Here is an 18,737-nt window from a genome sequence, read left to right on the forward strand (position 1 = left end):
ATTTCCCCTTTCGGCGTTTCCGACTCTACCAGATCCTTTCGGACCTGACTCCCAGTCAGCGGGCTTCGCCTTCCCGGCTGTTGGGCCGTTCCGACACCCAGAACTCTAGCGGATTTCCCAGGCGGCTCATAATCGAGCCTCGGTATTGAATTCGGGCATGCCGAATTCACCCCTACTGGGAGATCGTGCTGAGTTGGGCTGCCGCAACAAGGCGGCGGATGTGTGTCCCTAAAACCGTTGAGCTCCGGGACAACTCGAAGTACCTTACGGACCCGGACGGCGGGTGTCAACCTGCCCCTCAGGACTACCTCACGGTCCCCGGCGGGCGCACGGCGCTGATCCACCGCCCATCACGGGAGCGTCCTCAGCCGCGGTCCTGCAGGTCCTCCACGCGGTCCAGCAGGCGGGTGAGCATGTCTCCCAGGAGGCCTCGTTCGCCGATGGAGAGGTCCTGGAGGAGTTCCTCCTCGAAGACGGTCGCCATCCGCATCGCGTCGAGCCACTTGCTGCGACCCTCGTCGGTGAGCTCGACGATCACGCGGACCCGGTTGGACTCGTCCCGTTCCCGGGTGACCAGGCCCTCCGCCGTCATGCGGTCGATCCGGTGGGTCATCGCAGCCGGGGTCAGGCCCAGTTGCTTGGCGAGCTCGCTCGGGCCCATCCGATAGGGGGCGCCGGACAGGACCAACACCTTCAGCACCTCCCACTCGGCGTTGCTGATGCCGAGCGCCGCGGTCTGCCTGCCGTACGCAACGTTCATCCGGCGATTCAAGCGACTGAGGGCGGAGACGACCTTCTCGACCTGAGGGTCCAGGTCCTGGAACTCGCGCTGGTAGACCGCGATCTGCTGGTCAAGGGTGAGTTCGCTCAGGTCGTCGTTGTCCGCGGTGTCGCCCATGCCGCGAAGTATGCCACGCATGCGTTGGCTTCTAACTCCTTCGATGTGTACTCTTAACCATCGAAGTTTAGCTCTGAAGTCTTCATACCTAAGGTTGGTGAACGTGACCACGGCCATGGGCGCAGCGATGCGTCGGATCCAGTTGGGCAACGCGCTGAGCGCGTTCGGCATCGGCTTCACCGTTCCGTTCCTGTACGTCTACGTGGCGCAGGTCCGAGAACTGGGCGCGAGCGCGGCGGGTCTGGTGCTCGCCGTCTTCGCCGTGGCCGCCCTCGTCGTACTGCCCTTCACCGGTCGGGCCGTCGACCGGCGCGGTCCAGTGCCGGTGCTCATCGCCGCCGCACTCCTCGCCTCTGTGGGCGCCCTGGCGCTCGGACTGGCCGGCAGCCTGCCCGCCGTGCTGCTGGCGGCGGCCGGGCTCGGGGCCGGGCAGGCCGTGATGCAGCCGGCGCTCGCCACGATGATCGTGTGGTCGTCCACCCCCGTCACCCGCACCCGTGCCTTCGCCACCCAGTTCTTCCTGCAGAACCTGGGCCTGGGCATCGGTGGCCTCATCGGCGGCCAGATCGTCGACCCCGACCGTCCGGACAGCTTCCTCCTGCTGTTCTCCATTGAGGCGGTGATGTTCCTGGTGCTGGCTGCGATCGGGACGACCGTGCGCCTGCCGCGGGTACCGCACTTCAGCGGGGCCGCGCCCCGGCAGGCGGCCTCGACTTCCGGTGGCGGTTGGAAGCGGATCTTCCAGCACCGGGCCATGGTCCAGCTGTCGGTGCTGGGGTTCGTCCTCTTCTTCGCTTGCTACGGGCAGTTCGAGTCGGGTCTGGCCGCCTACGGCACAGAGGCCGCCGGCATCACGCCCTCGGCTCTCGGTCTGGCCCTGGCCGCCAACACCGCGGTGATCGTCCTCGCCCAGTTCGTGGTGCTACGGCTGGTGGAGCGGCGTCGCCGGTCCCGGGTGATCGCGCTCGTGGGGCTGATCTGGACGTTCGCCTGGGTCGTCGCCGGCTATGCGGGGCTGGGGCACGGTAGTCAGGCCATGGCCACGGCCGCCTTCATCTCCACCTATGCGCTGTTCGGCCTCGGTGAGGCGATGCTTTCGCCGACCGTGGCTCCGCTGGTGGCGGACCTGGCCCCGCAAGCCGCGGTCGGGCAGTACAACGCGGCTTTCGCTCTGGTCAAGCAGCTGGCGCTGGCCGTGGGCCCCGCGGTCGGCGGTCCGATGGGGGCCGCGCTGCACGGGCCGTACATCCTCACCTTCGTCCTCTTCTCACTCGGCATCAGCTGGCTGGCGCTGCGCCTGGGGCGGCAGCTGACCCCGGCGCAGGACAACCCGTCCCTGGTCCGGGTGTCTCGGACGGTCGCCTCCGGCCCGGTAGTGCCCCGGCCCGGCGAAGCGGTATCCGTCTGAGTACCGCTTCCCCGTCGCGAGGTGGAGGTCCGCCAGGATCACCCCCGGACGGCCCTTGAGGCCCCTGCGCCAGCCCGCAGGGGTCGACGGGCGTGGCTCAGTCGGGCAGGGCGAACTCGCACCAGACGGCCTTGCCGCCACCCGGCGTGCGACGGGAGCCCCAGGAAGAGGCGATGGTCGCGATGATCGAGATGCCCCGGCCCGCCTCGTCCGCGGGCTCCGCGCGACGGCGGCGCGGCAGGTGGTCGTCCCCGTCCGTCACCTCGATGATCAACCGGCGGTCGGTGCGGCGCAGCCGCAGCCGCATGGGGGGTGTGCCGTGTTGGAGGGAGTTGGCGACGAGTTCACTGGCCGCGAGGACCCCGAGGTCGCACAGCTCCACGGGGAACCTCCAGGAGGCGAGGACACCGGAGGCGAAGGCCCGGGCGCGGGGTGCGGCCTCGACTCCGCCCAGGAGTTCCAGCGCCGCGTTGTGGAAGAGCTCGGCATCCGGGCCGGTGCGCGTCGGGTGCTGGAGGACCAGGACCGCGACGTCGTCATCGTGGTCGGCACCGACGCCGAGGGCCCGCATCAGACGGTCGCAGATCACCTGGGGAGTACCGGTGGCCCCGGACAGCGCCCGCTCCAGGGCCGCCACGCCCTCGTCGATGTCCTCGCTGCGCCGTTCGACGAGGCCGTCGGTGTACAGCACCGCGGTGGCGCCGGGGCTCAGTGGAATGGTTCCGGAGGTGTGGAGCCAACCGCCGGTGCCCAGGGGCGGGCCGGTGGCGTCGTCGGCCCGGCGGACGGTGCCGTCCTCGTCGCGGACGAGGATGGGCAGGTGGCCGGCGGAGGCGTAGACGAGCCGACCCTCGTTGGGGTCGTGGACCGCATAGACGCAGGTGGCGATCTGACTGGCGTCGATCTCGGCGGCGAGGCCGTCGAGGAGTTGGAGCACCTCGTGCGGTGGCAGGTCGAGGCGGGCGTAGGCGCGGACCGCGGTGCGTAGTTGGCCCATGACCGCGGCGGCGCGCACCCCCCGGCCCATGACGTCGCCGATGACGAGAGCGGTACGGCCGGCGCCGAGGGTGATCACGTCGTACCAGTCGCCGCCGACCGCCGCCTCGGTTCCGCCGGGTTGGTAGGTGGCGGCGACGCGTAGATCGTCGGGCTCCTCCAACTCCTGTGGAAGGAGCGAGCGTTGAAGGGTGACGGCTGCCTCGCGCTGACGGCGTTCGCTGGTCCGAAGACGCTCGGCCGCTTCGGCGTGGTCGGTGACGTCCGCAAGGTGGACCATGACGCCGCCGGGTTGCGCTTCGCCGCCGTCCTCGGGAGTGCGGCCGGCGCCGGGCGCGCCGGCTTCGCCGTTCTCGGGCTCGGGGAAGGTCACCGGGGTGCAGGTGATCGTGTACGAGGAACCACTGGGCGCTCTACGGCTCTTGACCGTGCGTGGCTTGCGGCTGCGCAGCACCTGTTCGAGGAGCGGCAGCAGGCCGAGTTCCTCGAACTCCGGGAGGGCCTCGCGGGCGGGCGCTCCGATGGATCGGGCGCCGAACGCGGCGGCGTAGGCCTCGTTGACGTAGGCCACCCGGTGTTCAGGGCCGTAGACGAGCGCCACGTGGGCGGGGAGCCGACCGAGGATATCTCGGGCTGACAGGTCGTCAGGCGAGGGGAGGATCTGGGCGGAGGTGGAGCCGGCCGCGGTCGGACCGTGGCCCTCGTCCTCGGGGCCGCGGGGTGCGGGCTCTGGACCGCTCGGGTCGTTGCGACCGCCGCGGGCCGCGGGGACGGAGCCCTCACCGCGTTTGGACGGGCTGACCCCATGGTCGGTCCGCGCTGCTGCGCGGCGCTGCGTTCCGGGAAACCGGGCGCTCCAGCGGGTGAAGTTCACTGCGTTCAAGCCTCGTGGTGTCGCTCGTGGTCGCTGTGTCGCTGGTCCGGGGGTCCCCCGGCGGAGTTGACGGAAGGCGTCGCGGGGCGGGGGGCACTCGGCGGGCTGAGGCCACCTATGGTCACACGTCCAGTGTGACCGACCGCACTGATGACGTCAGGCCCCGCCGTCGGCGGTCGCCCCCCGTCCGTCTTCCCGCGGGGGCTGCGCCCCGGGATCAGGGGACGCGGAGGGAGGGGGTTGGGGGAACGGTGCGGCGGGGCCGCCGGTGGCGGCGAGTTCAAACTCGGCCCGCGGATGTTCGAGCGAGCCCAGGGAGACGATCTCCCGTTTGAAGAGCCCGGCGAGCGTCCACTCGGCGAGCACCCGGGTCTTGCGGTTGACGGTGGGGAGCCGGCTGAGGTGGTAGGCACGGTGCATCAGCCAGGCGGGGTAGCCCTTGACCTTGCGGCCGTAGACGTGGGCGACTCCCTTGTGCAGGCCGAGTGAGGCGACGGAGCCGACGTACGCGTGTTCGTAGTCGGTGAGGGGGCCTCCGCGGAGCGCCGCCACGAGGTTGTCCGCGAGCACCTTGGCCTGGCGCATGGCGTGTTGTGCGTTGGGGGCGCAGAGCACTCCGGGTTCGGTGGCGGTGATGTCGGGGACCGCGGCTGCGTCACCTGCCGACCAGGCGTGTTCAACGCCTTCGACGGCGAGTCGGGCGGTGCAGCGGACCCGGCCGTGTTCGTTGAGGGGCAGGCCGGAGGCGGCGACGATCGGGTTCGGTTTGACCCCGGCGGTCCACACGACCGTACGAGTGGGGAAGCGCTGGCCGTCACTCAGTACGGCGACCCGGTCGAGGCAGGACTCCAGACGGGTTTCGAGGCGGACGTCGATATTGCGTCGGCGCAGCTCACGCACCGTGTACGTGCCCATCTCGGGACCCACCTCGGGGAGGATCCGGTCGCTGGCCTCGACCAGCACCCATTTCAGGTCCGTGGCCTTGATGTTGTGGTAGTAGCGGGTGACGTAGTGGGCCATGTCCTCCAGCTCGGCGAGCGCCTCCACGCCGGCGTAACCGCCGCCGACGAAGACGAAGGTGAGGGCGGCGGCGCGGATCTCCGGGTCACGGGTGGCCGAGGCGATGTCCAACTGTTCGATGACGTGGTTGCGCAGGCCGATGGCTTCCTCGACGGTCTTGAATCCGATGCCGTGGTCGGCGAGGCCGGGCACCGGGAGGGTGCGGGAGACCGAGCCGGGCGCCAGCACCACTTCGTCGTAAGGGATCTCGACGGCGCCCGCGCCGTCTTCCTCGGTGGCGAGGGTGTGCACGGTGGCGGTCCGTTTGTCGTGGTCGATACGGCGGGCTTCGCCGATGACGATCCGGCAGCCGGGCAGTACCCGGCGCAGCGGTACCACGACGTGGCGTGGGGAGATCGAGCCTGCAGCCGCCTCCGGCAGGAAGGGTTGGTAGGTCATGTACGACTCGGGGGTCACCACCGTGATCTCGGCCTCCTCGGGCTTCAGCTCGTGCTGGAGTCCGAGTGCGGTGTACATGCCCACATAACCACCGCCGACGATGAGAATGCGCGTGCGCGACGGGGTTCCTGTGGCGCTTTCCTGGGAGTCTGCAGCCTTCACCAGTCCATGACGCACCGTGGCCGCCCGTTTGTCCACAGGCCCGGCAAATTGTGTGACCGCGAATCGCGCTGGCGTAGCGCCGGGGCACCTGCCGGGTGACCGTGTGTGTCCGCAGGTCAGGTCGGGGTGTCGAGGGGACGGCTAGGGACGGATCGGAGAAAGTGGACCCGAATGCTCCGATCGGGCGGTGGTCCGTACCTGACTCCCTCTGTTGTATTGACTCTCGCTCAACTATGTTCGTCATTGCCGGGGTGTCGGACCAGGAATCGACGGACCCTCGATGGCCATGACCCCTCGGCAACAGAGAGCGGGGAGTCTCCGGGGGGAGACATCATTACCGGGGGATACACACATGCATATGTCGGATTTCCATGGCACCACCGCTGTGGCGGCTGAAAACAACAGCCGCTTCGTCACCAGCGGCGGCTCGGGGCCTTTGATGCGTTCCACTCCGCTGCGCGTGGACGCACAGCGAAACCTGGAACACGTGCTTCGCGCCGCGCGCGAGGTCTTCGGCGAACTGGGCTACGGCGCCCCCATGGAGGACGTGGCCCGGCGCGCCAGGGTCGGGGTGGGCACCGTCTACCGACGGTTCCCCAGCAAGGACGTGCTGGTCCGCAGGATCGCCGAAGAGGAGACCGCCCGACTCACCGAGCAGGCCCGGGCCGCGCTCGGGCAGGAGGACGAGCCCTGGCAGGCCCTGTCCCGCTTCCTGCGCACCTCGGTCGCCTCGGGCGCCGGCCGGTTGCTGCCGCCGCAGGTGCTGCGAGTGGGCGTGGAGGGCGAGGAGACCGCGCCCGGGGCGCAGGCGGCGGTCGAGGCTCGGGTGCCTCAGCAACGCCAGGCCCTCGCCCCCGTCGGGCAGCCGGAGCCGCGTGCCGCAGAGTCGTCCTCGGCGGCGGAGCAGGACGGCGGGGCGGGTGCCCTGCTGGAGGTGGTCGGCCGACTCGTGGACCGAGCCCGGGCCGCGGGTGAGCTGCGCCCCGACGTCACGGTGGCGGACGTCCTCCTGGTGATCGCCACCGCGGCACCCGCGCTGCCGGACGCAGCCCAGCAGGCGGCGGCCTCGGCCCGACTGCTGGACATCCTGCTAGAGGGCCTGCGCACCTGAGCGACCGAACTACGGTACGTAGTACGGCGGTTCGCCAACCACCCTCGGATGAGTGGATGCGGACCGCTGTACTCCGCAGGATGCCTTCGATATGACACGCTGAGTCCGTGTTCAGGTCTGAGGATGTCCTGGAGGGCTAGCGCAATGAGCGCGGACGGACGTGAGGAGCCGCACCTCCGCGACCCGGACCCGGGCGCCAGTGAGGTGGAGGCAAAGACTCCACCCGCCCGCCAGGTGCCGCCCCAGCGCGCCGGCCGAGGCGGCCCGGGCGCCACTGACCTGCCGCCTTCCGACGGGGACCTGGTGCTCCGGCTACGGGCCGGCGACGACAGCGCCTACGCCGAGCTGTTCCGACGCCACTCGGACGGCGTACGGCGCTACGCCCGCAGTTGCTGCCGGGACGCCCACACCGCCGAGGACCTGACCGCCGAGGTGTTCGCCCGCACGTTGCAGGCGGTACGCGGCGGCGCGGGCCCGGACCAGGCGGTACGGGCGTACCTCCTCACCACCGTGCGCCGGGTCGCAGCGGCCTGGGCACAGACCGCACGCCGCGAACAACTGGTCGAGGACTTCGCCGTCTTCGCACAGGAGGCGGCACGCGGCGAGGACGGCGCCGTGGCCGCACGGGACACCGTCGCCGTGGGCGCCGATGTGCGGGCGATGCACGAGGCGGAACAGAGTCTCGCCCTCCAGGCCTTCCGTAGCCTGCCGGAGCGATGGCAGGCGGTGCTGTGGCACACCACGGTGGAGGAAGAGTCACCCAGCGAGGTCGCCCCGCTGTTCGGACTGACCGCGAACGCCACAGCGGTTCTGGCCAGCCGTGCCCGTGAGGGACTGCGACAGGCTTACCTCCAGGCCCATGTCAGCGCCTCCCTGACGGCCGGAGGCGACTGTGCCCGCTACGCCGACCGGCTGGGCGCCTTCGCCCGCGGCGGGCTACGGATGAGGGCCGAACGGGGGCTGCGCAAGCACCTGGAGGAGTGCGCGAGCTGCCGGCTCGCGGCCGGTGAGATCAAGGACGTCAACTCCGGCATTCCCGCGCTGCTCCCCGTCGCGGTCATCGGTTGGTTCGCCGCCGGCTACTCGATCAAGGCGGCCGGGGTCGTCGCGGGCGGGGCCGTCGGCGCGGCCGGCGCCGGAGCGGCGGCTGCCAGCGGATCGGGCAGCTCCGGCACGGGAGCCGGCGCAGCGGCGGTCGAAGGATTGGGGATGCCCGTCAAGGCGGGCCTCGCAACGGCGCTCGCGGCGGCGACGGCGGCGGGAGTGGTCTTCGCGTTGGTCGGCGAGGACACCGAGCCGCAGTCGCGGCCCGAGCCTGCGCCGCCGGTCGTCGCACCGGTCACCTCCGCCCCGCCACGGCCCCCTACCGAGCGACCGCCCACCAGTGCACCGGTCGTACCGGCGCCGGCGCCCCCACAGCGGGCGAAGCCGCAGCCCGCCCCCGTCCCGACAGCGCGGCCCACTCCCAGGCCAAGGCCTACGCCGAGCCGGAAGCCGTCGCCCGCCCCCGAGCCGACGCCGAAGCCGACACCCCCGAAACCAGCACCGAAGCCGCAGCGGACCCCGAAACCGAGCCCCAGCCCGCCGAAGCCCGCGCCACCGGCCCCAGCCGAGGACTTCCGGCTCCATCAGCTGCGCTATTCCGTGCTCGGGCGCCACCTGGACCCCGAACTCGAACTCGACCGGAGCAGTTGGCTGTGGAAGCGCTGGGGGCTGCGGATCGCCGGTCGGCAGTTCACTCACGGGGTGACCGTCAGCGACCGTTCCCGGGTCACCGTCACCCTCAACCGCCGGTGCACCGCCTTCTCCGCCTGGGTGGGCATGGACCATCTGCTGCCGCAGCACGGGGCAGCGCTCTTCTCCGTCTACGCCGACGGCACCCGGCTGTGGAAGTCGCCGTCCCTGACCGCGGGCGCACCGGCGGTCCCAGTGCAGGTGTCGCTGCGGGGGCGCAGCACCATCCAGCTGGTGGTGGAGCCCGATCCCGCCGCACGGCCGGCGCCGCCGTCCATGGCGAGCTGGGCGGACGCCGTGCTCAGCTGCCGCTGAGTGCTGCGCTCACAGGGCCCGGCGCTGCGGTACCCCCGCGGAGACGGCGCGTCGGCGCGGGGAGGACTCGCCCGTCCAACAGGTACCGCGGCGGGCGATGAGGCGGCGCAGCCACAGCTCGACGGAGACCAGTTCCGCGATGCCGTCCAGCGGTGCCGGGCGGCCCTCCGCGGCGTCCAGCAGCGCCTGGCGGACCACTCGGGCCTCGACCAGGCCAGCATCTGCCAGCAACGGGGCGGCGAAGAGCGCGAGGAGGTCATCGAGCGCTGCTCTCAGGCCCGCGCGGACCGCGGAGATGCCCGGCCCGGGCGCACTGGCACCCCAGCCCGCCGGCAGCTCGCGCACCCCGGCCCCCGACAGTACGGCCCGGAGGATCGCCGCCCGGGCACCGGGCTGGACCCGCAGGGCCTCCGGCAGGCCCCGGGCGGCGCGTACCACCTGGTTGTCGAGGTACGGGGCGTGCAGGCGTTGGCTGCGGACCTCGGCGGCCTGTTCGAGGACCCTCAGGTCACCGGCGTGCCGGGCGAGGGCGGCCCGGGCGCGTGCCTCTCCGGGACGGAGCGCCACCGTCGGGCGCCCGGCTGCCGCTTCCAGACGGACCGACACCTCGGCGAGGGCCTCCCCGGTCAACCACCGCGCCGCAGGACCTGGCCGGGCCCAGGCGAGCGCGCAGAGCGAGGCGTCCACGGGGCCGTCGGAGGTCGAATCAGCGTCCTGTTCGCGCAGCCGCAGGGCGGCATCGGACAGCCCCACACGGTAGGAGGTGCGTGCCAGTCGACGGGCCGCCAGGTAGACGGTGAAGGGCACGAACAGCGATTGCGCCGTCGGGCCTTCGGCGCGGGCGAGGGCCGCCACCGGACGCACCAGGTGGCGGCGACGGCGGTCCAGCAGCAGGTCCGCCAGCCTGGCCGGATGGGCGTCCAGGACTTGGCGGGCGCCGTAGCCCACGAGGTGGTCCGCGCTGCCGGCGGAGAGTCGGCGACGGTGCCGGTCGGCCGCCACCAGGCCGGGCCCGGGCTCGTCGGTCAGGGGTCCTTCGAGTTCGGCGAACGGAAGGGTGTCCGCTTCCCCCGTGACCACCACGTGGTGGAGCTTGGGGTTGGTGGCGATGGCCCGGGCCCGCTCCAGTTCGGCTTCCCGGCCACGCGGCGTGGCCAGGTCGTTGAAGGTGACGGCGAGCAGCCGCTCACCGGAGCCGGCTCGGTGTCCCAGGACGGATCCGGGCGGCCCGGGCAGGCCGGCGGCGAGCAGTGCCAAGGTGGCCGAAGCGCTGCCGCCGGAGAGGTCGGCACCGATGCCGGCGGCGGGCGCGCCGCGGGCCGCCCGGCGGTCGGCGGGCCCCATACCGGGCACCGGGCCGGGGTCGTACGGGAGCGTCTGGGGCGCATGGCGCGGTGCCGTCAGCCGCGCCCGCACGGCGTCGACGAGGGCTTCCCGCACCCCTTCCACCGCCCGGTCGGCTTCGGGCTGTGGCGCGGCGACGGCGAGTGAGGCCACCGGCTCGTACCCGGTGATCTCCCGCGAACCCTCGCGCAGGATCAGTGCGTGGCCGGGCGGGATCCGACGAACGCCCATGTAGGGGGTGCCGTCGCCGAGTGCTTCGGGGCTTTCGGGGCAGGCGAGCAGGGCGGCCAGGTGTCCGATGTCGAGCTGCGCCTCGATGAGGTCGGCGAGCGGCAGGGCGGCGGTGGCGTACGCGGTGCCGTTGGCCCACGGGGTGTAGAAGACGGGGCGTGCTCCGGCGAGGTCGCCGACCACCGTGATGCGGCGCCCGACCTGGACGACGGCGGTGTAGCTGCCGGGCCAGGTGGTCAGGTGCCGCAGTGCGCCGCCGCGCGCCGCGTAGAGGCCGACGCGCAGAGCTTCCTCGCTCGCGCCGCAGCAGCCGAGGACGGCGAGACGGGTGAAGGGGTCGGCGGGGTCGGCGACGACGGTGCGGATCTCGTCGGGTCGCCAGTCGCCCACGGCCCACAGGGGATCGGGGTCGCCCCACAGGAGTTGGGCGCCGACGGGCTGGACGGTGCGGGAGCTCTCCGCTGGACCGCCGTGGGGTTCGGCGCCGTGGTGACCGCCTCGGTGGGGGTGGGCGTCGGGGCCGCTGCCGGTGCGGGTGGCCCTCGCACGGCCACCCGCTGTCTCCCGTACGGCTCCGGCCGTACCGAAACTGGCGGCGATACTGCTCCAGCCCACCAACCATCGCATCGCCGCCTCCACAGGCTGTGGACCATTCCGTGCGGACAACTGGACGCGCGAAGGCGCGTAGTTGGGGTCCATGCTGCCACGGCGGAGGCGCGCGGGAACCGCCAAGGGGGGCGCACATGCAAATGAATGCGCCCCTGCACGGCGGTTTTTGGTGTTCCGTGACCCCCACCCGATAGGCGGCATTCAGCCATTCTTGGACGGGGCCTGGCAGGCGTGCGGGACTCCCGGCCCGGGAGGCGCAGACCACCCCCCGGACCAGTCCGCCACCCGCGGGGAAACAAGGCGGCGGCATCCCCCGGCCCACTGGTACCTGTGTATCCCTCGGATCCACGGAGCGGGCCGACCCACGCACCCCACATGGAAGCCGGGGGCCCAACGGGCCAGCCAGAGCGCACGGGCGGGCGCACGGCCACACGGCCGGAGCACGCCACCCCACGCCACCCCGCCCGCTGCACATCCGTACGGGCCACAAATCCGCCATAGGGAAGGCAGCCCCTTAACGCTTGGGATGCGGCGAACTACGCTGGGTTTACGAATGCCGGGTGCCTATGCCCCGGCGGCCGTCTGCGTGACTGAGGGGTGGCGCATGTCCAGGGAGCTCCGTGAGCCGAACGAGAAGCTCGGCGCCGTCCTCGCCCTCGCGGGCATCAGCAACGCGGGGCTCGCACGGCGCGTCAACGACCTCGGCGCCCAACGCGGGTTGACGCTGAGGTACGACAAGACCTCCGTCGCCCGCTGGGTGTCGAAGGGAATGGTGCCGCAGGGCGCCGCTCCGCACCTGATCGCCGCGGCCATCGGCGCCAAGCTGGGTCGCCCGGTGCCGCTCCACGAGATCGGCCTGGCCGACGCGGACCCCGCGCCCGAAGTCGGGCTGACCTTCCCGCGGGACGTGGGCGCCGCCGTCCGTTCCGCCACCGAGCTGTACCGGCTGGACCTGGCGGGGCGGCGCGGCGGCAACGGGATCTGGCAGTCGCTCGCCGGCTCCTTCGCGGTCTCGGCATATGCGACACCCGTCTCGCGCTGGCTGATAACGCCCGCCGACGGTTCGGTGGCGCGTGAGGCCCCTCCAGCCCTGGCGGAGCCGCCCCGGGGCGCATCCCGGCCGGCAGGCGCGGTACGTACCCGACACGCGCCGCCCGACGCCCCGCCCACGGTGCCGCTGCGGAGCCCGCGGGCGAGGGCGGTGGCCATCCCACCGCCCCGGGCCGCGGGCGACGACGGCCCGGTGGCCACGGACACCGCGCCCGCCGCGGGGCCCGCACCGGAAGCCGCAGCCACCCCGGCGGTCGCAGCCGAACCCACCGAGACCGTTCCCCAGCGCGTGGGGCACAGCGACGTGGCCAAACTCCGCGAGGCCGCCGAGGACGCCCGGCGCTGGGACTCCAAGTACGGCGGGGGCGACTGGCGCTCCTCGATGGTCCCTGAATGCCTCCGGGTGGACGCGGCACCCCTGCTGCTCGGCTCCTACACGGACGAGGTGGGACGGGCGCTGTTCGGGGCCACCGCCGAACTCACCCGCCTCGCCGGCTGGATGGCCTTCGACACCGGCCAGCAGGAAGCCGCCCAGCGCTACTACATCCAGGCCCTGCGGCTGGCCCGGGCCGCGGCCGACGTACCGCTCGGCGGTTACGTCCTGGCCTCCATGTCGCTCCAGGCCACCTACCGGGAGTTCGCCGAAGAGGGCGTGGACCTCGCCCAGGCCGCGGTGGAACGCAACCGGGGGCTCGCCACCGCACGCACCATGAGCTTCTTCCGACTGGTAGAGGCCCGGGCGCACGCCAAGGCCGGCGACTCCCAGGCCGCCGGCGCGGCCCTGCGGGCCGCCGAGAGCTGGCTGGAGCGTTCCCGGGCGGGCGACCCCGACCCGTCCTGGCTGGGCTTCTACTCGTACGACCGCTTCGCCGCGGACGCCGCGGAGTGCTACCGGGACCTGAGGCTGCCCCGGCAGGTGCGGCGCTTCACCGAGCAGGCGCTGTCCCGCCCCACCGAGGAGTACGTGCGCTCGCACGGTCTGCGACTGGTGGTGAGCGCGGTCGCGGAGTTGGAGTCGGGCAACCTGGACGCGGCGTGCGCGGCCGGCACCCGGGCGGTGGAGGTGGCCGGCCGGATCTCCTCGGCCCGCACCACCGAGTACGTGCGGGACCTGCTACACCGTCTGGAGCCTTATGGGGACGAGCCGCGGGTGGTGGAACTGCGCGAGCGGGCGAGGCCGCTGTTGGCGGCGACCGCCCCCGGGTGAGCACCCACCGGTGGCTGCTGGCCGGTTGGGGTTCCGTCCTGTGGGCATTGTCAGTGGGCGGGTGCAGTATCGGGGTGGGAGGTGGGTGCGGTGACGCGCCACAGGACGCGAGCGAGGCGGGGCGTGGGGCGGAGTACGAGTCAGGTCGAGGCGCGCGCCAGGTTCGCGGGAGCCGCGCTCGACTGTGACGTGCTGGTGATCGGCGGGGGCATCGTCGGACTGTCGACGGCCTACGCACTGTCCCGGCTGACACCGGGCACCCGGGTGGTCGTCTTGGAGAAGGAGTCGGGCCCGGCACGCCACCAGACAGGGCGCAACAGCGGGGTGATCCACAGCGGGATCTACTACCGGCCCGGTTCGCTGAAGGCGCGCTTCGCCGTGCAGGGTGCCGCGGAGATGGTGAAGTTCTGCGCTGAGCACGGGATAGCCCACGAGGTCACCGGCAAGGTCATCGTCGCCACCGACCGCTCCGAGCTGCCCCGGCTGCACGGCCTTGTGCAGCGGGGCCGGGAGAACGGCATCCCGGTCCGGGAGCTCGGGCGCTCCCAGCTCGCCGAGTACGAGCCCTGGGTGAGTGGCGTCGCGGCCATCCACGTGGCGACCACCGGCATCTGTGACTACGGACAGGTCACCGCTCAGCTCGCGGAGAGCTCGGCGGCCGAGGTGCTCTACGGCGCCGAGGTCACCAGGATCAGCCGCCGACCCTCCGGGATCGCCGTCGGCACCGCCGACGGGCGGGTCGTACGGGCGAAGGTCCTGGTCAACTGCGCGGGCCTGCACTGTGACCGCATCGCGCGGCTGGCCGGCGACGACCCGGGCATGCGGATCGTGCCCTTCCGCGGTGAGTACTTCGACCTGGCCCGACCCGACCTGGTGCGCGGTCTGGTCTACCCGGTGCCCGACCCGGCCTTCCCCTTCCTCGGCGTGCACCTGACGCGGGGCATCGGCGGCGGCGTCCACGTCGGGCCGAACGCGGTCCCGGCGCTGGCCCGCGAAGGCTACGGCTGGGGCGCGGTCAGCCCGCGCGACCTGGCCACTTCGCTGAGCTGGCCGGGTTCGTGGCAGATCGCCCGCAGGCACTGGCGGTACGGAGCGGGCGAGCTGCACCGCTCCCTGTCCAAACACGCCTTCACCCAGGCCGTCCAGCGACTGCTGCCCGCCGTCACGGAGGCAGACCTCCAGCCGGCCGCCGCGGGAGTCAGGGCGCAGGCGGTGCTGCGCGACGGCACCCTGGCGGACGACTTCCTGATCGAACAGACTCCGCGCGCCGTCCACGTCCTCAACGCTCCCTCGCCGGCGGCGACGGCCTCCCTGCCGATCGGCCGCGAGGTCGCCCAGCGAGCGCTGCGCGCGCTACAGGACGTCTGAGGCCCTGCCCCCGCCGGCGGCCCAGGCCGCTCGTCTGCGTGGAGCGCCATAGAATCGGCTCATTGTGTCTGAGCTTCGAAACCCCCAGCCCCAGCCGGACGCGGAGTCCGCGTACCAACCGCCGCGTTGGCGTACCGAGCCGCGCTTCCCAGACGGGCCCGCGCCCGACCCGGCCGGTTCCCACCACGAACGTCGGATCCGTAGCTTCCAGCCGCGCCGGAGTCGGGTGACCGCCGGCCAGGAGGACGCACTGCGCCGCCTGTGGGGCACCTGGGGCTTCGACATCGACGGCCGGAAGGTACTCGATCTCAATCAGATGTTCGATGGCCTGCCCGTGGTGGTCGAGATCGGCTTCGGCATGGGCGAAGCCACCGCACAGATGGCGGCCGATGACCCGGGCACCGGGATCCTCGCCGTCGACGTGCACACCCCCGGGCAGGGCAACCTCCTCGGCCTCGCCGAACGGATGGGCCTGCGCAACGTACGAGTCGGCAACGGCGACGCGGTCATCTTGCTGAGGGAACAGCTGCCAGCCGCCTCTCTGGCGGGCCTTCGGGTGTACTTCCCCGACCCGTGGCCCAAGAAGCGCCACCACAAACGCAGGCTGATCCAGGCCGAGTTCCTCACCCTGGCCGCCACCAGACTCGCCCCCGGCGCAATCCTGCACTGCGCCACGGACTGGGAGCCCTACGCGGAGCAGATGCTGGAGGTGCTCAGTGCGCACCCCGATTTCGAGAACACCCAGCCGGAAGGCGGCTACGCGCCACGTCCCGCCTCGCGCCCACTGACCCGCTTCGAAGGCCAGGGCCTCGACAAGGGGCACGTCGTACACGACTTGCTGTTCCGTCGCATCGAGAACTGAAGACGTCACCCCCCGTGCCCGCTCGGCTCGTTAGAGTCACAGGGTGTACTTCCGTCCGTCCCTCCCGTCCCCCCGTGCGGGCGCCCTGATCCTCCTGCTGGCCACTGCCGGCACGGTCATGGCGGTGCTGGTGCGGGAGCGGACCGGCACCGAGGGCTTCCTGGTCGGGCTGGGGCTCTCCATGCCGCCGGTCCCGCTGCTGGTCCTGGCCTTCCGCTGGCTCGACCGCAGCGGGCGGCCAGGGCTCTGGCCGAGCCGGCTGTTCGCTTTCAGCTGGGGCGCCTGCGCCGCCGCGCTGATCTCGCTGCTGGCCAACGGCTACGCGACCCGCTGGATAGCCTCGATGGTCTCCGACCCGGAGAGCGCCGACCACCTCGGCTCGCTCGCCGTGGCACCCGTGGTCGAGGAGATCGCAAAGGGCTCGGCCCTCCTCCTGCTGTTCCTCTTCTGCCGGACCCAGCTGTCCGGGATCCTCGACGGGGTGGTGCTCGCGGGGCTCACCGCTACCGGGTTCGCCTTTACCGAGAACATCCTCTACCTCGGCAACGCGTTCACCGAGGACCTCGATCAGGTGCCGACCGGCACCGCTCCGGCGGTTCTGGCCTCGCTGACCGCCGCGACCTTCTTCGTACGGATCGTCGTCTCCCCTTTCGCCCATCCCCTGTTCACCGTGCTCACCGGCATCGGGTTCGGGTGCGCCGCCTTGTGGGCGACGGCCCCTCTCGTTCGCCGGACCGCGGCCCCCCTGCTGGGCGTGGCCCTGGCGATGGGGGTGCACGCGGTGTGGAACGGCTCCTCGGTACTGGGCGAGTACGGCTTCTACGCCGTGTACGTGTTGTTCATACTGCCGGCGCTGGCGCTGCTGAGCTGGCTTGCCCTCTGGTTCCGGGACGGGTGCGCGGAGCAGTTGGAGACCGGCGTTCCGACCGCGGTGGCCGCGGTCGGAACGGTGACCCGACTGGACGTCACGCGGAGGCTGCCGTCAGCGCGTCCAGCTCCCCTTCCGTCAGCCGCAGTTCCGCCACCGCGATGAGCGCCGGGAGCTGTTCGACGGTGCGGGCGCTGGCGATCGGCGCCACGACGGTGGGCTGGGCCGCCAGCCAGGCGAGGGCCACCGTGGCGATCTCGACGCCGCGGGTCTCGGCGATCCCGTCCAAGGCGGCGAGCACACGTCGCCCCCGCTCAGTGGAAAGGTGCTTGCCGGCACCTTCGGCGCGGGCCGAGTCGACCTCGGCGCCCGGGCGGTACTTGCCGGTGAGGAAACCGGAGGCCAGCGCGTAGTAGGGCGCGGCGGCCAAGCCGAAGCGGGCGGCCGTCTCGGCGAGCGGGCCCTCGTAGGTGTCTCGGGAAACCAGGTTGTAGTGCGGCTGCAGGGCCACGTACCGGGCGAGTCCCTCACGCTCGGAGAAGGCCAGGGACTCGGCGAGGCGCTCGGCGCTCAGGTTGGAGGCGGCGATCGCGCGGACCTTGCCCTCCTTCACCAGCAGATCGAGGGCGCCGATGATCTCTTCCACCGGCACGGAGGGGTCGTCGAAGTGCGTGTAGTAGAGGTCGATGTAGTCGGTGCCCAGGCGGCGCAGCGACTCCTCCGCGCCTGCCTTGATGGTGCTCGCCGCCAGTCCCGTGTACTGGGGGTGCGCGCCGACTTTGGTGGCGACGACGACCTCCGCGCGGTTCCCGCGGGCGGCCAGCCACTCCCCGATGATCCGCTCGGATTCCCCGCCCGCGTTGCCGGGCACCCACGAGGAGTAGACGTCAGCGGTGTCGACGAAGTTGCCGCCGGCGGCGGCGTAGGCGTCGAGGACGGCGAAGGACTGTTCACGGTCTGCGGTCCAGCCGAAGACGTTGCCGCCGAGGGCGAGCGGGAAGACGTGGAGGTCGGAGGAGCCAAGCTGGCGAAGTGTGGTCATATGATCACTCAACTTCCAACGGATCACTCGTATTCCGACCGCCGGCGAAGTCAGACCCTCAGTCCCTTGCCCCGCAACCAGGCCAGCGGATCATTGGTGGAGCCGCCGACCCGGACCTCGAGGTGGAGATGCGGGCCCGTGACGTTTCCGGTGGCACCCACCCGGCCGATGGTCTCGCCGGCGCCCACGCTGCCGCCGGTCACCGACATCGAGGACAGGTGGCAGTACCAGACCTCGGTCCCGTCCGGCAGTTGGAGCACGATGCGGTACCCGTACGCACCGGACCAACCGGCCGAGGTGATCTTCCCCCCGTGCACCGCCTTGACCGGGGTCCCCGTCGGGGCGGCGAAGTCGAGGCCGGTGTGGTGGCCGGAGGACCACATGGAGCCCGCCGTGCCGTAGTGGGCGGTGAGCGTGTAGGCGGACGTCGGCAGGGAGTAACCCGAGGCCGCCTTGGCCGACTTGGCCTGCCTCTCCGCTTCGGCCCTCGCCTTGGCTTCGGCTTCCGCCTTGGCCTTCGCCTCAGCCTCCTTGCGCTCGGCCTCCTTGCGCTCGGCCTCCTGGCGCTCGGCCTCCGCCTTGGCCTCGGCCTCCTGGCGCTGCTGCTCGGCCTCTTCCGCGGCAGCCTCCGCCGCGGCCTCCGCGGCAGCCGCCTCAGCCGCAGCCGCAGCCGAGTCCTCCTGCTGCTCGGCCTGCTGCAGGATCCGGGCACGCAACACCTCGCCCGCATCGCTCTGTCCCGCCGCCGCCTGCTCGACGGTGACCCCGGCCATCGTCAGCGGAGCCTCCACCACGGCAGGCGCCTGCTGGCCACTCGCCGCACGCTCCTCAAGGGCGCCCTCGGCCCGGGTCGCCCCGCCCGCGTGGTCCTCGTCCTTACCCAGGCCGGTGCCGCCGATCAGGTCGCCCACCGTGGGCAGCGATATGGACACCGGCGGCTTGTCCTGGGCAGTGGCTATGCCGCCGGCACCCACTGCCGCGATGACGCCCACCCCGAGAACGGTGGAACTCCGCACCAGGCTGCCGCGCTGCTTGACCACCCGGTGACGCCCCCGGACGGGGCGGACCGAGTCCTCGGTCGGGCTCCACTCGCCCCAGGCGCCAGCCCCGAGTTCGACGCCGCCCTCCTCGCCGATCCCGTCACGGGCGACGAGCTCTCCGACCGCTACGGGCTCCGCGGACGGGGGAGTCATGAGCGCC

At 72.1% G+C, this 18,737-nt stretch carries 13 protein-coding genes; 7 read left to right on the top strand and 6 right to left on the bottom strand.

What is annotated here, in order from left to right; all coding sequences use genetic code 11:
• Positions 1 to 364: 364 nt before the first annotated feature.
• A complete protein-coding gene (locus ACFYMC_RS12890) occupies positions 365 to 898 on the bottom strand; it encodes a MarR family winged helix-turn-helix transcriptional regulator (protein WP_388523431.1) in 534 nt (177 codons plus the stop codon).
• Positions 899 to 1,013: 115 nt separating this feature from the next.
• Here ACFYMC_RS12890 and ACFYMC_RS12895 point away from each other — a divergent pair, with 115 nt between their 5' ends.
• Positions 1,014 to 2,306, top strand: coding sequence for an MFS transporter (locus tag ACFYMC_RS12895; RefSeq protein WP_388523434.1), 1,293 nt, complete (start codon positions 1,014 to 1,016; stop codon positions 2,304 to 2,306).
• A gap of 97 nt (positions 2,307 to 2,403) precedes the next feature.
• Here the strand turns inward: ACFYMC_RS12895 and ACFYMC_RS12900 are convergent, their stop codons facing one another.
• Positions 2,404 to 4,176 (bottom strand): SpoIIE family protein phosphatase, encoded by a 1,773-nt coding sequence (locus ACFYMC_RS12900; protein ID WP_388523437.1) that lies wholly within the window; start codon positions 4,174 to 4,176, stop codon positions 2,404 to 2,406.
• Positions 4,177 to 4,332: 156 nt separating this feature from the next.
• Positions 4,333 to 5,799, bottom strand: a complete 1,467-nt coding sequence (locus tag ACFYMC_RS12905; protein WP_388523439.1) for an NAD(P)/FAD-dependent oxidoreductase — start codon at positions 5,797 to 5,799, stop codon at positions 4,333 to 4,335.
• 349 nt (positions 5,800 to 6,148) lie between these two features.
• Between ACFYMC_RS12905 and ACFYMC_RS12910 the strand changes: the two genes are divergently transcribed.
• Positions 6,149 to 6,907, top strand: coding sequence for a TetR/AcrR family transcriptional regulator (locus ACFYMC_RS12910; protein ID WP_388523105.1), 759 nt, complete (start codon positions 6,149 to 6,151; stop codon positions 6,905 to 6,907).
• A 144-nt stretch (positions 6,908 to 7,051) separates the two neighbouring features.
• Complete coding sequence (locus tag ACFYMC_RS12915) at positions 7,052 to 8,956, top strand: sigma-70 family RNA polymerase sigma factor (protein WP_388523107.1); 1,905 nt, start codon at positions 7,052 to 7,054, stop codon at positions 8,954 to 8,956.
• Positions 8,957 to 8,965: 9 nt separating this feature from the next.
• Here the strand turns inward: ACFYMC_RS12915 and ACFYMC_RS12920 are convergent, their stop codons facing one another.
• A complete protein-coding gene (locus tag ACFYMC_RS12920; protein ID WP_388523110.1) occupies positions 8,966 to 11,158 on the bottom strand; it encodes an asparagine synthase-related protein in 2,193 nt (730 codons plus the stop codon).
• A 586-nt stretch (positions 11,159 to 11,744) separates the two neighbouring features.
• On the opposite strand from ACFYMC_RS12920, the gene ACFYMC_RS12925 reads away from it, so the two are divergent.
• From ACFYMC_RS12925 to ACFYMC_RS12940, 4 genes are all read left to right on the top strand, one after another.
• Positions 11,745 to 13,397, top strand: coding sequence for a sporulation protein (locus ACFYMC_RS12925; RefSeq protein ID WP_388523112.1), 1,653 nt, complete (start codon positions 11,745 to 11,747; stop codon positions 13,395 to 13,397).
• Between the two features lie 123 nt (positions 13,398 to 13,520).
• Complete coding sequence (lhgO, locus tag ACFYMC_RS12930) at positions 13,521 to 14,765, top strand: L-2-hydroxyglutarate oxidase (protein WP_388523115.1); 1,245 nt, start codon at positions 13,521 to 13,523, stop codon at positions 14,763 to 14,765.
• Between the two features lie 64 nt (positions 14,766 to 14,829).
• Positions 14,830 to 15,627 carry a tRNA (guanosine(46)-N7)-methyltransferase TrmB gene (trmB, locus tag ACFYMC_RS12935; protein WP_388523118.1) on the top strand — a complete coding sequence of 266 codons (798 nt, stop codon included), beginning with the start codon at positions 14,830 to 14,832 and terminating at the stop codon, positions 15,625 to 15,627.
• Between the two features lie 43 nt (positions 15,628 to 15,670).
• Complete coding sequence (locus tag ACFYMC_RS12940) at positions 15,671 to 16,660, top strand: PrsW family intramembrane metalloprotease (RefSeq protein ID WP_388523121.1); 990 nt, start codon at positions 15,671 to 15,673, stop codon at positions 16,658 to 16,660.
• On the opposite strand, the gene ACFYMC_RS12945 is transcribed toward ACFYMC_RS12940, so the two are convergent.
• Both ACFYMC_RS12945 and ACFYMC_RS12950 read right to left on the bottom strand, forming a co-directional pair.
• The gene (locus ACFYMC_RS12945; protein ID WP_388523124.1) at positions 16,593 to 17,537 is read right to left on the bottom strand and encodes an aldo/keto reductase; all 945 of its coding nucleotides are present in this window, start codon (positions 17,535 to 17,537) and stop codon (positions 16,593 to 16,595) included. The two genes, ACFYMC_RS12940 and ACFYMC_RS12945, sit on opposite strands and share 68 nt — an antisense overlap.
• 50 nt (positions 17,538 to 17,587) lie before the next feature.
• The gene (locus ACFYMC_RS12950; protein WP_388523442.1) at positions 17,588 to 18,730 is read right to left on the bottom strand and encodes a M23 family metallopeptidase; all 1,143 of its coding nucleotides are present in this window, start codon (positions 18,728 to 18,730) and stop codon (positions 17,588 to 17,590) included.
• Positions 18,731 to 18,737 lie beyond the last annotated feature (7 nt).

Source organism: Streptomyces sp. NPDC006879 (assembly GCF_042869595.1).
Lineage (GTDB): Bacteria > Actinomycetota > Actinomycetes > Streptomycetales > Streptomycetaceae > Streptomyces.

Excerpts from the sequence above, each read along its gene's own strand:
- ACFYMC_RS12890 (WP_388523431.1), bottom strand. The coding sequence starts at position 898 with ATGGGCGACACCGCGGACAACGACGACCTGAGCGAACTCACCCTTGAC.
- ACFYMC_RS12895 (WP_388523434.1), top strand. The coding sequence starts at position 1,014 with ATGGGCGCAGCGATGCGTCGGATCCAGTTGGGCAACGCGCTGAGCGCG.
- ACFYMC_RS12910 (WP_388523105.1), top strand. The coding sequence starts at position 6,149 with ATGCATATGTCGGATTTCCATGGCACCACCGCTGTGGCGGCTGAAAAC.
- ACFYMC_RS12915 (WP_388523107.1), top strand. The coding sequence starts at position 7,052 with ATGAGCGCGGACGGACGTGAGGAGCCGCACCTCCGCGACCCGGACCCG.
- ACFYMC_RS12920 (WP_388523110.1), bottom strand. The coding sequence starts at position 11,158 with ATGCGATGGTTGGTGGGCTGGAGCAGTATCGCCGCCAGTTTCGGTACG.
- ACFYMC_RS12925 (WP_388523112.1), top strand. The coding sequence starts at position 11,745 with ATGTCCAGGGAGCTCCGTGAGCCGAACGAGAAGCTCGGCGCCGTCCTC.
- ACFYMC_RS12945 (WP_388523124.1), bottom strand. The coding sequence starts at position 17,537 with ATGACCACACTTCGCCAGCTTGGCTCCTCCGACCTCCACGTCTTCCCG.
- ACFYMC_RS12950 (WP_388523442.1), bottom strand. The coding sequence starts at position 18,730 with ATGACTCCCCCGTCCGCGGAGCCCGTAGCGGTCGGAGAGCTCGTCGCC.